This is a genomic window from Pantoea sp. F_5 (genome assembly GCF_008631595.1).
GTDB classification, from domain to species: domain Bacteria; phylum Pseudomonadota; class Gammaproteobacteria; order Enterobacterales; family Enterobacteriaceae; genus Pantoea; species Pantoea gossypiicola.
Window position 1 is genome coordinate 310,452 of record NZ_VWUO01000001.1, and the last position, 15,621, is coordinate 326,072.

Genomic DNA, 15,621 nt, shown 5'->3' on the forward strand with positions numbered 1-15,621 from the left:
AAGGCATGGAATTTGCGTTTTATCTTTGCGGACTGGTGGCGGTGCTGACGACGTTGCGCGTCATTACCCACACTAATCCGGTACATGCGTTGCTGTACCTGATCGTTTCGCTGTTATCGATCGCCGGCGTCTTCTTCTCGATGGGGGCCTATTTTGCGGGTGCGCTGGAGATCATCGTTTACGCCGGAGCCATCATGGTGCTGTTCGTCTTCGTGGTCATGATGCTGAACCTGGGCAAACAGACTGAAAAGCAGGAGCGTGAGTGGCTCAGTCCGTCGCTGTGGATTGGTCCGGGCATCGTTTCGTTACTACTGCTGGTGGTAATGATCTACGCCATTCTGACGGCGAATGACCAGGGCATTGATGGCACCATCATCGACGCCAAAGCGGTCGGCATCAGCCTGTTTGGTCCTTACGTACTGGCGGTCGAACTGGCCTCTATGCTGCTGCTGGCGGGTCTGGTCGTGGCGTTCCATATCGGTCGTGAAGAGCGTCAGGGCGAAGTCCTGAGTAACCGTAATGCTGACGCCGCTCAGGTGAAAAAGGAGAACGCATGATCCCGTTACAACATGGATTGATTCTTGCTGCCGTGCTGTTTGTCCTTGGACTGACGTCGCTGGTGATACGCCGCAATCTGCTGTTTATGCTGATCGGCCTTGAAATCATGATCAACGCCGCCGCTTTAGCTCTGGTGGTTGCAGGAAGCTACTGGGGTCAGGCCGATGGACAGGTGATGTATATTCTGGCGATCAGCCTGGCGGCAGCGGAAGCCAGTATTGGTCTGGCCCTGCTGCTTCAGCTCTATCGTCGTCGTCAGACGCTGAACATTGATACTGTGAGCGAGATGCGCGGATGAATCTTCTCTATTTAACTGTCTTGTTTCCGCTAATCGGCTTTCTGCTGTTGGCGTTTTCCCGCGGTCGCTGGTCTGAGAACCTGTCGGCCACGGTGGGTATGGGTTCGGTGGGTCTGGCAGCACTGACTACGGCCATGATCGGTTTCGACTTCTTCGCCAATGGTCAGCAGGCTTACACTCAGACACTCTGGACGTGGATGCATGTCGGCAACTTCGACATGAAGGTGAATCTGACGCTGGATGGCCTGTCGCTGACCATGCTGTCGGTAGTAACCGGCGTCGGTTTCTTCATTCATATGTTCGCCTCCTGGTACATGCGTGGAGAAGAGGGCTACTCCCGCTTCTTCGCCTACACCAACCTGTTTATCGCCAGTATGGTGGTTCTGGTGCTGGCCGATAACCTGATGCTGATGTATCTGGGCTGGGAAGGGGTAGGGCTCTGTTCTTATCTGCTGATCGGTTTCTACTACAGCAATCCGGAAAACGGCAAAGCGGCGATGAAAGCCTTCATCATCACCCGCGTCGGCGACGTCTTCCTGGCATTCGGTCTGTTCATCCTCTACAACGAACTGGGCACGCTGAACTTCCGCGAGATGATGGAACTGGCACCGGCGCACTTCGCCGCAGACAACCATATGCTGCAGTGGGCTACGCTGATGCTGCTGGGTGGCGCGGTCGGTAAATCGGCGCAGTTACCGTTGCAGACCTGGCTGGCCGATGCGATGGCGGGTCCGACACCGGTTTCGGCTCTGATCCACGCCGCGACCATGGTGACGGCGGGTGTTTACCTGATTGCCCGCAGCCACGGTCTCTTCCTGCTGACGCCGGAAGTGCTGCATCTGGTCGGCATCATCGGGGCAATTACCCTGGTGCTGGCAGGCTTTGCCGCGCTGGTGCAGACCGACATCAAACGTGTTCTCGCTTACTCCACCATGAGCCAGATTGGCTATATGTTTCTGGCGCTGGGTGTTCAGGCGTGGGATGCGGCGATTTTCCATCTGATGACGCACGCCTTCTTTAAAGCGTTACTGTTCCTCTCTTCGGGTTCGGTCATTCTGGCCTGCCATCACGAACAGAACATCTTCAAAATGGGTGGTCTGCGTAAAAGCATTCCGCTGGTCTACACCTGCTTCCTGGTAGGCGGCGCGGCGCTGGCGGCACTGCCGCTGATTACGGCGGGCTTCTACAGTAAAGATCAGATTCTGTTTGGTGCACTGGCTAATGGTCACATCAATCTGATGGTCGCGGGTCTGGTGGGAGCGTTCCTGACCTCTATCTATACCTTCCGCATGATCTTTATTGTGTTCCACGGCGAAGAAAAAATTCATGCACACGCCGGTAAAGGCATTACCCATCATCTGCCGCTGATTGTGCTGCTGCTGCTCTCCACCTTTATTGGTGCGCTGATCACGCCCCCGCTGGCGGGTGTCCTGCCAGCCAATGAGTTCGGTGAAGCGGGCAAAGTGGGACTGGAGATCACCTCGGGCGTGGTCGCGATTGTCGGCATTCTGATCGCTGCCGCGCTGTGGCTGGGCAAACGTGAGCTGGTTACCCGTATTGCAAACAGTGCTCCAGGCCGTTTCTTCGGCACCTGGTGGTTTGCGGCCTGGGGCTTCGACTGGCTCTACGATAAAGTGTTCGTCAAACCTTATCTGGGTATTGCGTGGCTCCTGAAGCGCGATCCACTGAATGGCCTGATGAACCTGCCTGCACTGCTGTCACGTATTGCCAACAAAGGCCTTGTGGTTAGTGAGAATGGCTACCTGCGCTGGTACGTTGCGTCAATGAGCGTGGGTGCCGTGCTGGTGCTGGCTCTGCTGCTGGTGATGTAAAGATTGATGAGCGGGGGTGAGTTACCTCACCCCAATTAAGAATGTCAAAAATTACCTGAGTAATGAGCGTTATCGTCGCAGCCAGTTTCATTACCGCCAGCGCACAGCAACGGAGCATACTGAAGTATGTGAGGATTGCGAGCACTGCCGGGAATGAAAATGGCAAGTAAGATAGCTCAGAAAAGGTCATAAAAGGGAAGTGTGCCGTGTTATTACCTTGGCTAATTATCATACCCTTCGTCGGCGGTCTGATCTGCTGGCTGACCGAGCGCCTTGGCGCGAAGGTGCCACGCTGGATCGCGCTGATCACTATGGGGCTGACGTTGGCGCTTTCACTGCAACTCTGGTTGCAGGGAGGCTATTCACTGACGCAGGCAGCGGGCATTCCGCAGTGGCAGTCAAGTTTCTCCGTTCCGTGGATCCCGCGCTTCGGCATCAGCTTCCATTTAGCCATTGATGGGCTGTCGCTGCTGATGGTGGTGCTGACCGGCCTGCTCGGTCTGATGGCGGTGCTCTGTTCCTGGAATGAGATCTCAAAGTATCAGGGCTTCTTCCATCTGAACCTGATGTGGATCCTGGGCGGCGTAATCGGTGTGTTCCTCTCCATCGACCTGTTCCTGTTCTTCTTCTTCTGGGAAATGATGCTGGTGCCGATGTACTTCCTCATCGCGCTCTGGGGTCATAAAGCATCGGACGGCAAAACCCGTATCTCTGCCGCGACCAAATTCTTCATCTATACCCAGGCTTCAGGTCTGGTGATGCTGATTGCGATTCTTGGTCTGGTATTTGTTCACTATAACGCGACCGGCGTCTGGACATTTAACTACGAACAACTGCTGCAGACGCCAATGTCGAGCGGTGTTGAATATCTGCTGATGCTGGGCTTCTTCATCGCTTTCGCGGTCAAGATGCCCGTGGTGCCCTTGCACGGCTGGCTGCCGGATGCACACAGTCAGGCACCAACAGCCGGTTCTGTCGACCTGGCGGGTATCCTGCTGAAAACTGCGGCTTACGGCTTACTGCGTTTCAGTCTGCCGCTGTTCCCGAACGCGTCAGCCGAGTTTGCGCCCATCGCCATGTGGTTAGGCATCATCGGTATCTTCTACGGTGCCTGGATGGCCTTCTCGCAGACCGATATCAAACGTCTGATTGCGTACACCTCGATTTCGCACATGGGCTTTGTGCTGATTGCCATCTACACCGGCAGCCAGCTGGCGCTGCAGGGTGCGGTGATTCAGATGATTGCGCACGGTCTGTCCGCTGCGGCACTCTTCATTCTGTGTGGTCAGTTGTATGAGCGTCTGCATACCCGTGATATGCGTCAGATGGGTGGCCTGTGGTCGCGCATCAAATGGATTCCGGGTCTGTCGCTGTTCTTTGCGGTTGCCAACCTCGGTATGCCGGGCACCGGTAACTTCGTCGGCGAATTTATGATTCTGACCGGCAGCTTCCAGGTGGTGCCGATGATTATTGTCATCGCGACCTTTGGTCTGGTGTTCGCCTCCGTCTACTCGCTGGTGATGATGCAGCGCGCTTACTATGGCGAAGCGAAATCGAAAGATCCGCTGCCAGGCATGTCACCGCGTGAGTTTATGACCATCGGTGTTCTGGTGGTGCTGCTGGTGCTGCTGGGCGTCTATCCACAGCCGATTCTGGATACTTCGCACGCTGCCATGAGCAATATTCAGCAGTGGTTTACCGCTTCAATTTCAACTACAAGGCCGTAATTCGCCATGACAATAACTCCTCACCAATTGATTGCGTTGCTACCGCTGTTAATCGTCGGATTGACGGTGGTGGTTGTGATGCTGTCCATTGCCTGGCGACGCAACCACTTCGTTAACGCCACGCTAACGGTAGTTGGCCTGAACCTGGCGCTGCTCTCGCTCTACTTTGTCGGCCAGGTCGGGGCGATGGATGTCACGCCGCTGCTGCGCGTCGATGGCTATTCGATGTTCTATACCGCGCTGGTGATGCTGGCGAGTCTGGCAACCTGCACCTTCGCCTATCCGTGGCTGGCAGGCTACCCGGACAACAAAGATGAGTTCTATCTGCTGGTGCTGATTGCGGCGCTCGGTGGCATCGTGCTGGCCAGTGCTAACCATCTGGCCTCGCTGTTCATCGGCATTGAGCTGCTGTCGCTGCCGTTATTTGGTCTGATTGGCTACGCTTTCCGCCAGAAACGTTCGCTGGAAGCGGCGCTGAAATACACCATTCTTTCCGCAGCGGCCTCATCATTCCTGCTGTTTGGTATCGCGCTGATCTATGCCGACTCCGGTAACCTGAGCTTTGTGGCGCTGGGTCAGAGCCTGACTGACAGCATGATCCACGAGCCTCTGTTGCTGGTGGGGCTGGGTATGCTGATTATCGGTCTGGGCTTCAAGCTCTCACTGGTTCCGTTCCACCTCTGGACGCCCGATGTTTATCAGGGTGCGCCTGCGCCAGTTTCAACCTTCCTGGCGACCGCCAGCAAGATTGCGATCTTCGGTGTCATCATGCGTCTGTTTATGTACGCGCCAGTGACCGACAGCGAAGCGGTGCGCACGGTGCTGGCCATGATCGCCTTCGTGTCGATTCTGTTCGGTAACCTGATGGCGATTTCGCAGAGCAACATTAAGCGTCTGCTGGGTTACTCCTCTATCGCCCATCTCGGTTATCTGCTGGTCGCGCTGATTGCGGTGAAAGATCATCAGCTGTCGCTGGAAACCTCGGGTGTTTACCTGGCGGGTTATCTGTTCAGCAGCCTGGGTGCCTTTGGTGTGGTGAGCCTGATGTCCAGCCCGTATCGTGGCCCGGATGCCGACTCGCTCTACTCCTATCGTGGTCTGTTCTGGCATCGTCCTATCCTGTCAGCGGTCATGACGGTGATGATGCTGTCGCTGGCGGGTATCCCAATGACGCTGGGCTTCATCGGTAAATTCTACGTTATCGCGTCGGGTGTGAGTGCTCACCTGTGGTGGCTGACTGGAGCCGTGGTCGCAGGCAGTGCGATTGGTCTCTACTACTATCTGCGCGTGACCGTAAGTCTCTACCTCAGCCCGCCGGAACTGCACACCCGTGACACCCCGGCAAACTGGGCGTTTACGGCCGGTGGTGTGGTCGTGCTGATCTCCGCCATCCTGGTGCTGCTGTTAGGGGTCTACCCGCAGCCGCTGATCAGACTGGTGCAGATGGCACAGCCGCTGATGTAAGCAGGTATCTGCAACTGATTAATCAGGCCTCCGGGCCTGATTTTTTTTGCCCTGAAGACGAGGTGACCCGCAGATGCTGGATGGCGACACCGCTCTGATGTAGCGTGTTTTAATTAGTAAGGAGAGACCATGAACATTGACTGGCAGGATAAACATCATAGCGAACTCACCGCCCGGGAACTTTACGACTTACTGGCATTGCGCAATGCCGTGTTCGTCGTGGAACAGCAGTGTGTATATCAGGATGTGGATGGCAAAGATTTGCAGGCGGGAAACCGGCATCTGCTGGGCATAGCGGATGGTCAGTTAGTGGCCTATGCGCGACTTCTCTCGCCGGAGGATAAGACCAGCCCGGTAAAAATCGGACGGGTGATTGTGTCCGATCGGGTGCGTGGTGCGCGGCTGGGCAGCCGTCTGATGGAGAAGGCGATCAGCCGTTGTCAGTTGCACTGGCCGGGTCACGATCTGTTTCTCTCCGCTCAGGCACACCTGGAAAATTTTTACGGGCAGCATGGGTTTGTGGCGGTGGGAGAGAGCTACCTGGAAGATGGCATTCCGCACGTCGATATGCTGAAGAACGCGCCATAAAAAAGGCGAGGCCTGAGCCTCGCCATTTTCCATCAACCCACCGTCATCTGACGGTCATCGACATATTTGCGCTGATCCGGCGCAGGCGGGAAATACTGATAGAGCCAGGTTTCGCTCAGTGTCTCCTCTTTAGTACGCAGGAACAGACGCATCTCCACCGGCTGGGTGGAATCACTGTTCGGATACCAGTCAAACAGGATGCGGTAACCCTTCAGCGGATCGACATACAGAATCTCAACCTGCTTCACGCTGCCGGATGAGACAGTAATAACCGGCTCAATGCCTTTCGGCGCGGCAGCCTGCAGATCACCACCAATAAAATCGATGGCGAAGCGACGGCACCAGGTTTCAGGGAAGTGTTCGCCAGGCGCCCAGCCTTCGGGGAAGCCACCGATACCGGTACGGGTGGCATCCACGCGTGCCAGACCGCTTCGCACCGGCGGCAGACCACTCCAGTAGAGTTTGTAGGAGAAGTTCAGCTCGCTGCCCGCTTTGACCGGTTCCGCCGGTTGCCAGAAGCAGACGATGTTATCCAGCGTTTCACCCGTGGTTGGGATCTCCATCAGGTTGATTGCGCCTTTGCCCCACTTGCCGACCGGCTCAACCCACAGGCTCGGACGTTTGTCATACCAGCCAATCACATCCTGATAATCTTTGAAGTCGTGATTCAGCTGCAGCAGGCCAAAGCCACGCGGATTCTCATCTTCATAGGCGTTGAACTGCAGACGCTGCGGATTATTCAGCGGGCGCGCAATCCATTCGCCTTTGCCGGTCCACATCGCCAGACGATCGGAGTCGTGGATCTGCGGATGGTAGGTATTGCACATGCGACGTTCGTTGGTACCGCAGCTGAACATGCTGGTCATCGGTGAGATGCCGATCTGACGGATCTCTTTACGGGCAAACAGGTGATTTTCTACTTCCATCACCACGCGTTTCTCTTCGCAATGAATGATGAACTTGTAGGCACCGGTCAGGCTGGCACCATCCAGCAGGGCGTAACAGGTAAAGGTAGTCTCTTCCGCTTTTGGCGTTTCAAACCAGAAGGCGGTGAAGTCCGGGAACTCTTCCTGACCGTTGCTGAAGGTGTTTATCGCCACGCCACGTGCCGAGAGACCGTACTGGTAGGTATCGTCAACTGCACGGAAGTAGCTTGCGCCGAGAAAAGAGACGATGTCGCGGCGGGCCAGCTCCGGCTTTTTAAAGGCGCGAAAACCGGCGAAGCCGAGGTCAGTTTTGCCCTCCAGCTGCTTTGTATCCACGTGGGCGTTGTTGTAGTTGAACAGCTCGGGGCGGAAATGAATTTCGCGCGCCTCGCGGCTTGCGCCGTCAACAGAGAACATACGGATGCGACGCTTAAAGCCCATACCGACATGGAAGAACTGCACATCCAGCTGACGGTCGGGCAGGTTATTCCACAGTGAGTGGTTAGCGTCATACTGAATTTCGTTGTACGCCTGTGGGGTCAGTGTAGCCAGCGTCTCCGGCAGCGCGCCTGGCGCACCGCCCCAGGGTTTTTTCGCCAGCGCAGCCGCGTTTTTCTTCAGTACGTCAAAATCGAAGCGTACGGCGGTTCCGTCAGCAATGCCATCTTCTGCCCATGCGGATTGCGCAAACAGCGTTGACAGGCCGGTCATGCCGCTGACGGCGGAGAAGGCCATTGACGCTTTCATAAACATTCTTCGATTCATGCCAGAGATCATTCCTTAGCTGTTCGAGTGTGTCGTGACTGTCGTGCAAAATGCACTTTTATGGCCCGATAATCACAGGCAACAGAGGGGTACGACAGTAGGGTTACTGGAAAATTCAGTCCCGACAAAATTTATCAGATTAATCAAAGAAGCGAAGCGAAATTCGGCGGTTGCCGTGGTGTCTTACACTTCTTTGCGCAGCGAAACGGCGCACCGCCTGAGCTGAGCAACTTTAGCAGATGAAAAATCAGGTGATTCCTGGAGCAGGAAAACAGCAGAGCGCCAGATTATGACTATAGTTAATGAACTGCTTTGCAATTCACACGGAGGAAACGATGGTAAATCAGACAAATCAATTCGAAACGGGCCTCGATGACGATATTGCGTTACTGACCGAAACGCTGGAAGAAGTACTTAAGGCATCAGGCGATCCGGCCGATCAAAAGTACATTGAGCTTAAAAGCAAAGCCGAACAGGCGCTGAACGATGTGAAATCCCGTGTCAGCCAGGCGTCAGATAGTTACTACTATCGCGCTAAACAGGCGGCTTACCGCGCTGACGACTACGTGCATGAAAAACCGTGGCAGGGCGTGGGTATTGGCGCAACTGCTGGTCTGGTACTCGGTCTGCTGCTGGCGCGTCGTTAATCGCGACTCGCTGTTTGAGTTTAGCTGATAACAGCAGTAAAAAAGCGGCGGGGAAAATCCCGCCGTTTTTATTGGTTTTAACGTCTTTAACGCACCCACCTCACCTGAATCCTGCTTTGCCCTCACTATCTTTATGTGCAATATGCTGCCTCTGTTGCAATGGTCATAATCACTGGTGATGCCGATTGTGTTTCGCGAGCGGACTTCCTACAGTTAAGCAAACGTGAAAAGGAGAACCCGACGTGATTAGAGTAGAGATGCTATCGACCGGGGATGAGGTGCTGCATGGCCAAATCGTCGACACCAACGCAGCCTGGCTGGCAGATACGTTGTTCCAGCAGGGTTTACCGATGACCAGCCGTACCACGGTAGGGGATTCACTGGCGTCGCTAATCGCCACACTGCAGGCGCGCAGTCATGAGGCCGATGTGCTGATTGTCAATGGCGGCCTGGGGCCAACCAGTGACGATCTCAGTGCGCTGGCTGCGGCCCGTGCCTGTGGGGTTGAACTGGCGATGCAGCAGGAGTGGCTGGAACAGATGGAAGCCTGGTTCGCCAGTCGCGGGCGTATAATGGCGGCCAGCAATCGCAAACAGGCTGAAATTCCGGCGAATGCGGAGCTGATTGATAACCCGGTCGGAACCGCCTGTGGTTTTGCCCTGCAACTTAATCGCTGCTGGATGTTTTTCACGCCTGGCGTGCCGTCCGAATTTAAAGTGATGGTGGAGCAGCAGATCATTCCCCGCCTGAAAGCAAAATTCTCGCCCCCCGAGCCGCCGGTTTGCCTGCGGCTGACGACCTTTGGTCGCGGTGAAAGTGATATTGCCGCTGAACTGGAGCCGCTGGCGTTGCCTGAAGGCGTGGTGATGGGGTATCGCTCATCGATGCCGATTATTGAGATCAAACTCACCGGCCCGACCAGTCAGCGGGTGGCGATGGAGCAGGTGTGGCAGCAGGTGCGTCTGCTGCTGGCAGAGTGCACTATTTTTGAAGGCACCGAAGGTCTGCCGGCCCTGCTGGCCCGCGAGCTGGAGCAGCGCGGTGAACAACTGGCGGTCAGCGAGCAATACACCGCCGGTCTGCTTTACTGGCAACTGGCCACCGCCAGCGTGCCGTTGCGGGGTGCTGATATTCTGCCACCGCAGCAGGAGACGCTGGAGCAGCAGGTGACGCGCACCCGCGATTTTGCCGCGCAGCAGCAGGCGAATCTTGCGCTCTCTGTTGGCAGTCTGGAGCAGGAAGAGATTTCGATAGCGCTGCATACGCCGGAGGGCAGTTTTGGTCAGCGCGTGAAGTTCAGCACCGGCCGCCATAACCTTGAAACGCGGCAGAAGGTGGTGGCGATGATGGGGATGAACATGCTGCGCCGCTGGTTGCACGGCAGCGAAGTCAGCACCGGTCACGGCTGGATTGATGTGGTTGAAACTGTCAGACAGTGAGAACAGGGAAAATAAAACGGGCACCTGAGGTGCCCGTTTTATTCTGACTGCTGGCCAGATTAGCCCTGATGGCTGACAGATCGAGCCTGCGCAGGGAACCCTGTCAGATCGGAAAGACGCAAACAGCGTCATCCCTGACAGCTCGGCCCGCGCCGTCCATGGCGCGGGACGCTTTCCTTTATTGACCGGGTTCCCTGCGCTTTTGCTTAGCCATTGCGGTGAGTTTCACCCGCATTCAGGCAGCGTCGCAGTCAGAGAGATAGCTACCTCAGTTACAACTCAAGCTCAATCTCGCCTTTGGCCTTGCAGCAGCAGGGCAGGATCTCATCCTGCTGCACAAAGGCCAGCGGCTGCTGTGGGTAATGTACTTCGCCTTTCAGCAGTCGCATCCGGCAGGAGCCGCAATAGCCTTCACGGCACTGAAACTCCACGCAGAGATTATTGGCTTCCAGCAGCGTCAGCAGACTGGTGTGCTCGTCTGTGCATTCCAGCCGGGTGCCGGAACTGCGCAGAATAACAACATCACGGCTCATGATTAAAGCTGGAAGTCGTCGAAGTCGTTAGCGCCCACTTCAGAGTCAATCTGACCCACCAGATAAGAGCTCACTTCCACTTCCTGCGGCGCGACCTGAACGTTGTCAGACACCAGCCATGAGTTGATCCATGGAATCGGGTTAGAGCGCGTCTGGAAGGGCAGGTCAAGACCCACCGCCTGCATACGGATATTGGTGATGTACTCAATGTACTGGCAGAGAATGTCTTTGTTCAGGCCAATCATTGAGCCGCCGCTGAACAGATAGTCTGCCCACTCTTTCTCCTGCTCGGCAGCTTTCTTAAACAGCTCGAAGCACTCTTCACGGCACTCTGCTGCAATCTCTTTCATTTCTGGATCGTCTTCACCGCTACGCAGCAGGTTCAGCGTATGCTGGGTGCCGGTCAGATGCAGCGCTTCATCGCGGGCGATCAGCTTGATGATTTTGGCGTTACCTTCCATCAGCTCTCGCTCGGCAAAAGCGAAGGAACAGGCGAAGCTGACATAGAAACGGATTGCTTCCAGCGCATTGACGCTCATCAGACAGATGTAGAGCTGCTTCTTCAGCGCACGCAGGCTGACCACAACCTGCTTACCGTTGACCTGATGCGTGCCTTCGCCCAGCAGATGCCAGTAGTTAGTCATCTCGATCAGGTCATCGTAATAGCGTGAGATATCCTGGGCACGCGCCAGAATTTGCTCGTTGGTAACGATATCGTCAAACACTACCGCCGGATCGTTAACGATGTTACGGATGATATGGGTGTATGAACGGGAGTGAATCGTCTCAGAGAACGCCCAGGTTTCAATCCAGGTTTCCAGCTCAGGAATTGAAATCAGCGGCAGCAGGGCAACGTTCGGGCTGCGACCCTGAATCGAATCCAGCAGCGTCTGGTATTTCAGGTTACTGATGAAGATATGCTTTTCGTGATCCGGCAGCGCCTGGTAGTCGATACGGTCGCGTGAGACATCCACCTCTTCCGGACGCCAGAAGAAGGAGAGCTGCTTTTCGATCAGCTTTTCAAAGATGTCATATTTCTGCTGGTCAAAGCGTGCCACGTTGACGGACTGACCGAAAAACATCGGCTCTTTCAGCTGATCATTTTTGTTCTGTGAGAAAGTAGAGTAAGCCATAAAAGTTGTCCAAAAGTAGACGAAGCCAGGCCTCGTGAAATGAATGAGGCGGGAGAGTCTCCCGCCTGACCATTAGATCTTACAGGCGCCGCTCTCGCAGCCATCATCCTGGATAGAAGGTGCCAGATCATCCTGCGCATCTTCCGCACCGTCACGGGTGTTCTGATAGTAGAGCGTCTTCACGCCGAACTTGTACGCCGTCAGCAGATCTTTCAGCAGCTGTTTCATCGGCACTTTGCCGTTGGCAAAGCGTGATGGATCGTAGTTGGTGTTGGACGAAATCGCCTGGTCGATGAATTTCTGCATCAGACCCACCAGTTGCAGATAGCCATCGTTGTTCGGCATTTCCCACAGCAGCTCGTACTGATCTTTCAGACGCTCATACTCCGGCACCACCTGACGCAGGATGCCATCTTTTGATGCTTTAATACTGATGTGGCCACGTGGTGGCTCAATGCCATTGGTGGCATTGGAGATCTGTGACGAGGTTTCAGACGGCATCAGCGCGGACAGGGTCGAGTTGCGCAGGCCATGCGTCTTGATCTCTTCACGCAGGCTCTCCCAGTCGAGATGCAGCGGTTCGTTGCTGATCGCGTCCAGGTCTTTCTTGTAGGTATCGATCGGCAGAATGCCCTGCGCATAGGTGGTTTCATTGAACCACGGGCAGGCACCTTGCTCTTTCGCCAGCTCGTTTGACGCTTTCAGCAGGTAGTACTGAATGGCTTCAAAGGTTTTGTGGGTCAGGCCATTAGCGCTGCCATCGGAGTAGCGCACACCGTGCTTCGCCAGATAGTAAGCGTAGTTGATGACGCCAATGCCCAGGGTACGACGACCCATGGCACCACGCTGTGCAGCCGGAATCGGGTAGTCCTGATAGTCGAGCAGGGCATCCAGCGCACGCACCGCCAGAGTAGCCAGCTCTTCCAGATCGTCGAGGCTTTCGATGGCACCAAGGTTGAACGCAGAGAGCGTACAGAGAGCGATCTCACCGTTTTCGTCGTTAACATCTTCCAGCGGTTTGGTCGGCAGGGCAATTTCCAGGCAGAGGTTAGACTGGCGAACCGGCGCGATGCGCGGATCAAACGGGCTGTGGGTGTTGCAGTGATCGACGTTCTGGATGTAGATACGGCCAGTTGAAGCACGTTCCTGCATCATCAATGAGAAGAGATCGACCGCTTTAACACGCTGCTGGCGGATGCTCTTATCCTGCTCATATTTGGTGTAAAGGCGCTCAAACTCATCCTGATCGGCGAAGAACGCGTCATACAGGCCTGGCACGTCAGACGGGCTGAACAGGGTGATCTCTTCGCCTTTCAGCAGGCGCTGGTACATCAGCTTGTTAAGCTGAACGCCATAGTCCATGTGACGCACGCGGTTGCCTTCAACACCACGGTTGTTTTTCAGCACCAGCAGGCTTTCGATTTCCAGATGCCACATCGGGTAGAACAGCGTCGCCGCGCCGCCACGTACGCCACCCTGAGAACAGGACTTCACTGCGGTCTGGAAATGCTTATAGAACGGGATACAGCCGGTGTGGAACGCTTCACCGCCGCGGATCGGGCTGCCCAGTGCACGGATGCGACCGGCGTTGATGCCGATACCGGCACGCTGAGAGACATATTTCACAATCGCACTGGAGGTGGCGTTGATGGAGTCCAGGCTGTCGCCGCACTCGATCAGTACACAGGAGCTGAACTGACGCGTCGGGGTACGTACGCCCGACATGATTGGCGTCGGCAGCGAGATTTTAAAAGTAGAGATCGCATCATAGAAACGCTTGATGTAATCCATACGCGTGTCGCGCGGGTAGCCAGAGAAGAGGCAGGCAGCGACCAGAATGTAGAGGAACTGCGCGCTCTCATAGATTTCACCTGAGACGCGGTTCTGGACCAGATATTTTCCCTCCAGCTGCTTCACTGCGGCATAGGAGAAGTTCATGTCACGCCAGTGGTCGAGAAACTCGTCCATCTGAGCAAACTCTTCCTGGCTGTAATCTTCAAGCAGGTGGCGATCATATTTGCCCAGGTCGACCATCTTAACGACCTGGTCATAAAGCTTCGGCGGCTCAAACTGACCATACGCTTTTTTACGCAGGTGGAAGATCGCCAGGCGGGCAGCCAGGTACTGATAGTCAGGGGCATCGCGAGAGATGAGGTCTGCTGCGGCCTTGATGATGGTCTCATGAATGTCAGAGGTTCTGATGCCATCATAGAACTGAATGTGGGAACGCAGCTCCACCTGTGAAACTGAGACGTTGTTCAGCCCTTCAGCTGCCCAGTCCAGCACACGGTGAATTTTGTCGAGATCAATGCGCTCCTGGCGGCCATCGCGTTTAGTAACGAGCAGACTCTGGTTCATGTCGCGTTTTTACCTTTGCGTGAGTATCCAAAAATTAAAAGAAATCCCGATTTATGCACAGCATATTCATTGTGAATAATGTGTGGATAAACACTACATCTTGGGGGTGATGGGAAGTACCATAACTACATGGGGGCTTATTTTAGTATTTTACGGCCGCTTAACAAGAGCAAAAAATGATGGATAGAGGGGTTGTATTTTTGGCGAAAATTCTTAGGCCATGCCTTGTAAGGCCTGGCAACATGTCAACCAGATCACACTTTTTTTTCTAACTTTGATCGGACGCGTATTTCTTATTCAATCCTCTCTTTTCGGCCCTCTAGGGGAGGAAAAATAGCGAAAAGAGACTACCTCCCCGGCGCATTGCCAGATGGCGGGGGCTGAAAACGAAAGCAGAAGTGAGTGGGTGTGACGTAACCCACTGGCAGATAACACTATGCCTCTGTTGCGGTCGATTTCGGGGGGAGCAGGCGATGAAAAGTGGAAAGGTAAGAACAAGCCCGCCCTGATTCAGGCGGGCCGATTACTTATACGGTGCGGTGGGTGTGCACCATATAATTGACATCAGTACCCGGGGCCAGTTTGAAGCGGTTGGTCACCGGATTGTAGTGCAGTCCAATGATGTGACGTTCACGTAGCGTCGTTTCATCGACCCAGCCCAGCAATTCGGAAGGGCGGATGAATTTCTTCACGTCATGGGTGCCGCGCGGAACCATGCGCAGTACATATTCCGCGCCGAATACTGCCAGCAGCCAGGCTTTAGGATTGCGGTTCAGCGTCGAGAAAAAGACTTCGCCGCCGGGTTTGACCAGCTTCGCACAGGCGTGAACCACCGAGCGCGGATCCGGCACATGCTCCAGCATCTCCATGCAGGTCACCACATCATATTTTCCGGCGTGCTGCTCCGCATGCTCTTCTACGGTCTGCTGCACGTAGTCCAGCGTCACGCCGCTCTCCAGAGCATGCAGTCGCGCCACGGCCAGCGGTTCAGCGCCCATATCCAGGCCCGTCACCACTGCGCCTTCACGCGCCATACTTTCAGCTAAAATGCCGCCGCCGCATCCCACGTCGAGCACGGTTTTACCAAACAAACCGTTGCTGTGCTGCGCGATGTAGCCCAGGCGCAGCGGGTTGATGCGGTGCAGGGGTTTAAACTCACCCTCCAGATCCCACCAGCGCGAGGCAACCGCCTCAAACTTGGCAATTTCCTGCGCATCGACGTTCTGCTGATGATTCTGCGGTTGTGCATTCATTGAATCGTAACTCCTGACAAAATGTGCCCACAGTATAAACGCTTAACCGCAGTTGGCACACCTTTCAGGGGCAATGAAAAGCGGGGGAAATCGGTGGTTA

At 55.2% G+C, this 15,621-nt stretch carries 13 protein-coding genes; 8 read left to right on the forward strand and 5 right to left on the reverse strand.

The window, feature by feature from the left end:
• The first annotated feature begins 5 nt into the window (after window positions 1-5).
• From nuoJ to F3I44_RS01590, 6 genes are all read left to right on the forward strand, one after another.
• Window positions 6-557, forward strand: coding sequence for an NADH-quinone oxidoreductase subunit J (nuoJ, locus tag F3I44_RS01565; protein WP_003854237.1), 552 nt, complete (start codon window positions 6-8; stop codon window positions 555-557).
• Window positions 554-856, forward strand: coding sequence for an NADH-quinone oxidoreductase subunit NuoK (gene nuoK / locus F3I44_RS01570; RefSeq protein WP_003854236.1), 303 nt, complete (start codon window positions 554-556; stop codon window positions 854-856). The genes nuoJ and nuoK overlap by 4 nt, the downstream gene beginning before the upstream one ends.
• Complete coding sequence (nuoL, locus tag F3I44_RS01575; RefSeq protein ID WP_150019227.1) at window positions 853-2,688, forward strand: NADH-quinone oxidoreductase subunit L; 1,836 nt, start codon at window positions 853-855, stop codon at window positions 2,686-2,688. Before nuoK ends, nuoL begins: the two co-directional genes overlap by 4 nt.
• 206 nt (window positions 2,689-2,894) lie before the next feature.
• Window positions 2,895-4,415, forward strand: coding sequence for an NADH-quinone oxidoreductase subunit M (gene nuoM, locus F3I44_RS01580; protein ID WP_033733363.1), 1,521 nt, complete (start codon window positions 2,895-2,897; stop codon window positions 4,413-4,415).
• Between the two features lie 6 nt (window positions 4,416-4,421).
• A complete protein-coding gene (gene nuoN / locus F3I44_RS01585) occupies window positions 4,422-5,879 on the forward strand; it encodes an NADH-quinone oxidoreductase subunit NuoN (RefSeq protein ID WP_150010536.1) in 1,458 nt (485 codons plus the stop codon).
• A gap of 129 nt (window positions 5,880-6,008) precedes the next feature.
• Window positions 6,009-6,467 carry a GNAT family N-acetyltransferase gene (locus tag F3I44_RS01590; protein WP_150010534.1) on the forward strand — a complete coding sequence of 153 codons (459 nt, stop codon included), beginning with the start codon at window positions 6,009-6,011 and terminating at the stop codon, window positions 6,465-6,467.
• A 32-nt stretch (window positions 6,468-6,499) separates the two neighbouring features.
• Here F3I44_RS01590 and F3I44_RS01595 read toward each other — a convergent pair whose 3' ends face one another.
• Window positions 6,500-8,158, reverse strand: coding sequence for a glucan biosynthesis protein D (locus F3I44_RS01595; protein WP_150010532.1), 1,659 nt, complete (start codon window positions 8,156-8,158; stop codon window positions 6,500-6,502).
• Between the two features lie 335 nt (window positions 8,159-8,493).
• On the opposite strand from F3I44_RS01595, the gene elaB reads away from it, so the two are divergent.
• Together elaB and F3I44_RS01605 are read left to right on the forward strand one after the other, a co-directional pair.
• Window positions 8,494-8,805, forward strand: a complete 312-nt coding sequence (elaB, locus tag F3I44_RS01600) for a stress response protein ElaB (protein WP_010258091.1) — start codon at window positions 8,494-8,496, stop codon at window positions 8,803-8,805.
• A 242-nt stretch (window positions 8,806-9,047) separates the two neighbouring features.
• On the forward strand, window positions 9,048-10,244 hold the full coding sequence (locus tag F3I44_RS01605; RefSeq protein ID WP_150010530.1) for a nicotinamide mononucleotide deamidase-related protein YfaY: 1,197 nt from the start codon (window positions 9,048-9,050) through the stop codon (window positions 10,242-10,244).
• A 272-nt stretch (window positions 10,245-10,516) separates the two neighbouring features.
• Here F3I44_RS01605 and yfaE read toward each other — a convergent pair whose 3' ends face one another.
• The 4 genes from yfaE to ubiG form a co-directional block, all read right to left on the reverse strand.
• A complete protein-coding gene (gene yfaE, locus F3I44_RS01610; RefSeq protein WP_150010528.1) occupies window positions 10,517-10,777 on the reverse strand; it encodes a class I ribonucleotide reductase maintenance protein YfaE in 261 nt (86 codons plus the stop codon).
• A 2-nt stretch (window positions 10,778-10,779) separates the two neighbouring features.
• Window positions 10,780-11,910 (reverse strand): class Ia ribonucleoside-diphosphate reductase subunit beta, encoded by a 1,131-nt coding sequence (gene nrdB / locus F3I44_RS01615; protein WP_150010526.1) that lies wholly within the window; start codon window positions 11,908-11,910, stop codon window positions 10,780-10,782.
• A 72-nt stretch (window positions 11,911-11,982) separates the two neighbouring features.
• Window positions 11,983-14,268: a class 1a ribonucleoside-diphosphate reductase subunit alpha gene (nrdA, locus tag F3I44_RS01620; protein WP_150010524.1), complete on the reverse strand. Its 2,286-nt coding sequence runs from the start codon at window positions 14,266-14,268 to the stop codon at window positions 11,983-11,985.
• Window positions 14,269-14,795: 527 nt separating this feature from the next.
• The gene (ubiG, locus tag F3I44_RS01625; protein WP_150010522.1) at window positions 14,796-15,521 is read right to left on the reverse strand and encodes a bifunctional 2-polyprenyl-6-hydroxyphenol methylase/3-demethylubiquinol 3-O-methyltransferase UbiG; all 726 of its coding nucleotides are present in this window, start codon (window positions 15,519-15,521) and stop codon (window positions 14,796-14,798) included.
• Window positions 15,522-15,621: the final 100 nt, after the last annotated feature.

What these genes read in the sequence shown, in the direction of transcription:
- F3I44_RS01590 (WP_150010534.1), top strand. Translation starts at nt 6,009, where the DNA reads ATGAACATTGACTGGCAGGATAAACATCATAGCGAACTCACCGCCCGG.
- ubiG (WP_150010522.1), bottom strand. Translation starts at nt 15,521, where the DNA reads ATGAATGCACAACCGCAGAATCATCAGCAGAACGTCGATGCGCAGGAA.
- yfaE (WP_150010528.1), bottom strand. Translation starts at nt 10,777, where the DNA reads ATGAGCCGTGATGTTGTTATTCTGCGCAGTTCCGGCACCCGGCTGGAA.
- nrdB (WP_150010526.1), bottom strand. Translation starts at nt 11,910, where the DNA reads ATGGCTTACTCTACTTTCTCACAGAACAAAAATGATCAGCTGAAAGAG.
- nuoL (WP_150019227.1), top strand. Translation starts at nt 853, where the DNA reads ATGAATCTTCTCTATTTAACTGTCTTGTTTCCGCTAATCGGCTTTCTG.
- F3I44_RS01595 (WP_150010532.1), bottom strand. Translation starts at nt 8,158, where the DNA reads ATGAATCGAAGAATGTTTATGAAAGCGTCAATGGCCTTCTCCGCCGTC.
- elaB (WP_010258091.1), top strand. Translation starts at nt 8,494, where the DNA reads ATGGTAAATCAGACAAATCAATTCGAAACGGGCCTCGATGACGATATT.
- nuoJ (WP_003854237.1), top strand. Translation starts at nt 6, where the DNA reads ATGGAATTTGCGTTTTATCTTTGCGGACTGGTGGCGGTGCTGACGACG.
- nrdA (WP_150010524.1), bottom strand. Translation starts at nt 14,268, where the DNA reads ATGAACCAGAGTCTGCTCGTTACTAAACGCGATGGCCGCCAGGAGCGC.
- nuoK (WP_003854236.1), top strand. Translation starts at nt 554, where the DNA reads ATGATCCCGTTACAACATGGATTGATTCTTGCTGCCGTGCTGTTTGTC.
- nuoN (WP_150010536.1), top strand. Translation starts at nt 4,422, where the DNA reads ATGACAATAACTCCTCACCAATTGATTGCGTTGCTACCGCTGTTAATC.